Source organism: Longimicrobium sp. (genome assembly GCF_036387355.1).
Classification (GTDB): domain Bacteria; phylum Gemmatimonadota; class Gemmatimonadetes; order Longimicrobiales; family Longimicrobiaceae; genus Longimicrobium.
Genome location: NZ_DASVTX010000209.1, coordinates 1 through 2,572, shown reverse-complemented (window position 1 = coordinate 2,572; position 2,572 = coordinate 1). Strand labels below are relative to the sequence as shown.

1 protein-coding gene is annotated in these 2,572 nt (G+C 72.4%); it reads right to left on the bottom strand.

What is annotated here, in order from left to right:
- A partial coding sequence (locus tag VF665_RS09020; protein ID WP_331053087.1) for a hypothetical protein occupies nucleotides 1–2,572 on the bottom strand: 2,572 nt, incomplete at both ends.

The following is a 2,572-nucleotide window of genomic DNA, read 5'->3' as shown; positions in this document are numbered from 1 at the left end:
CCACCCTCGCCGCCGCCGCCGAACCGCCCTCCACCTCCACCCCCACCGCCTCCACCCCCGCCGAACGCGATCCCCGCCAGCCCGCCGCCCCGCCCGCGCTGCGCCCCGACGGCCAGCGTGCCGGTGATCTGCACGCCGAACGGCGAGCGCGTGCCGAACCGGTCCGTGCGCGACGTGCCGAAGCGCTCGTTCACCTGGTAGCGGAACGACCGCGACGCCGCGTCGAACCCGGTGGGGTACAGCAGCACCTCGTCCACCCGCGCGCGCTGGCCCCAGCCGCGCAGGTTGTCGGAGCCGTTCACCAGCAGGTCCGCGCCCGCCTCCAGGTTGAACGCCTCGATCCCCACCGAGAACCGCTGCCCCAGGTTGGGGAGCGTGGGCGTGACCGTGGCGCGCAGGTTCACGGAGTGCGACCACGGCCCGCGGCACGAGTTGCGTTCCGCCACCCGACCCCGCTGGTCGCGCAGGCAATCGCGCACCCCGCCGGGCACGCTGGCCAGCACGCGGCTGATCCCCGCTGCCAGTTCCGCGTCCGCCGCGTCCGCGCCAAAGATGAACGCCGGGTCGTTGCGCGCGCCGTCGCCGTTCACGTCTCCGCCCACCAGCGGCGTACAGGGTGAGCCGGACGAGGCGCGCCCCACCAGCGACAATTCCAGCCAGCGCCCCACGGGCATGCCCACAATGGCGTTCACCTGGTGGCGGCGGTCCGCGTCGCTGGGGCCCCACGCCAGTTCGTTGGGATTGCCCCGCGTGGGCGTAGCGCCGAAGCCCTGCAGCGCACGCCCGCCGAAGCCCCACGAGCTCTGGTCGCGCGTGTACGCCAGCGTGTACGAGCCCTGCAGAAAGATGCGGTGCGGCAGCACGCCGCTGAGCCCCAGCGTGAGCTGCGTCGCGTCCGTCTCCAGGTCGCTGTTCAGCTCCAGCACCCGCCCGAAGTCCGCCTTCAGGCGCGACGCGGCCAGCGGCACCTCGCCCGTGGCGGGGACGATGGCGCCCGGCGCCGCGAACACGGGGCGGTCGTTCTCCCGCGACAGCAGAAACACCGGCTCGGTGCGCAGGTTCAGGTCGCGGACGCCGTACTGGCTCACGCCGCGGGCGTAGGTACCGTCCAGCGACACGTTGATCCCCAGGTACTGCCCCTGAAAGCCCAGCGAGCCACGCCAGGAGCGGGGCGCGCCGAAGCCCTCCCCGAACGCCGCCACGGTCGCGGGCGTGGTGAACGGGAGCCCGGGCGCCGCGCCATTCGCGCACACGGTGGGGATGGTGGACGGGTCGTCCGCGTACGCCTCGAAATCCGGCACCGGGGCCACGCCCCGCCCCACGCACGAAAGCAGCACCTGCCCGCCCAGCCCGCCGTTGCTGTCGAGCACGTCCGCGAACAGGGCGTACGGCGGCAGCCCGCGGAACTCCCCGAATCCGCCACGGACCAGACGGAGCGGCGCGCCCTGCTCCGAAAGGCGGACGGAGAACCCGGCGCGCGGGCTCACCCGCACCTCGCTGGGAAGGCGGTCCGTCCGGAGCCCGAACGCCGTGTCGACGTTGACGTTGTACGCCGTTTGCCCGCCGAAGCGCGAGCCCTCCAGCCGCAGCCCGTAGGTAAGCTGGATGGTCTGCCGCGGGCGCCAGTTGTCGCCCAGGTACAGGGCGCCGTTCCATCCGCTTCCCGCCACGGTGCGGCCCTGCAGCGTCCGCGTGAACGAGGCCGGGTTGCCGTTCTGCAGGTCCGCAAGCGAGTTGAAGCTGAAGCTGCCCAGCGAGTTGGGGACGGATTCCTGGCGCGAGCTGGTGTTGTTCAGCAGCAGCCCGCCCTTGACCCGGTGCTTGTCGCCCAGCAGCAGCGACAGCTCGTTCGCCAGCTCGAAAGTGCTTTCCCGGCTGCCCGACGGAAGCTGGCGGTCGCCGCCGAACGAGAAGGTGGAGATCCCGGTGCCGCCGTCCTCCAGCGCGGAGGTCACGCGGACGCGCACCTCGGGCAGGTTCACCGTGGGATCGGAATCGCGCGCGCCGCGGGTGGCGGAAACGCGCAGTTCGTTGATCCACCCCTCGCGAAAGCGCGAGGTGAGCGTGGCCACGCCGCCCAGGTCGGTGTTGCGCCCTTCGCCGCCGCTCTGCAGCAGCTCCAGCGAGCCCAGACGCGTGTTCTGCTGGTCGTAGAACGAGCCGAATCCCCGCAGCGCGATGGTGTGCCGCTCGTTGGGCGAGTAGTCGATCCGCGTGAGCAGGCTGGCCGCGTCGCCGATGCGCTCATACTGGCCGGTCTGCCCGGACGGGTCCACGCCGTAGCGGGTGCGGATGATGTCCAGAAAGCGCGACACCGAATCCGCCTCCACCCCCAGCTGCTGGTAGCCGGCCGGGGTGCGCGGAAGGAGCGCGTACAGGTCGTCGGCGCGGCGCTGCACGGCGCCGCTCACGAAGTAGAACAGCCGGTCCTTGATCAGGGGCCCGCCCACGCCGCCGCTCAACTGGTACTGCCCGTATCCGTCAGACCAGGGCGTGCGCCCGGTGCCGCCCTGCAGCGCGTCGTTGCGCAGCCGCGACGAGAACGAGCCGGTAAAGCGGTTGGTCCCCGAGC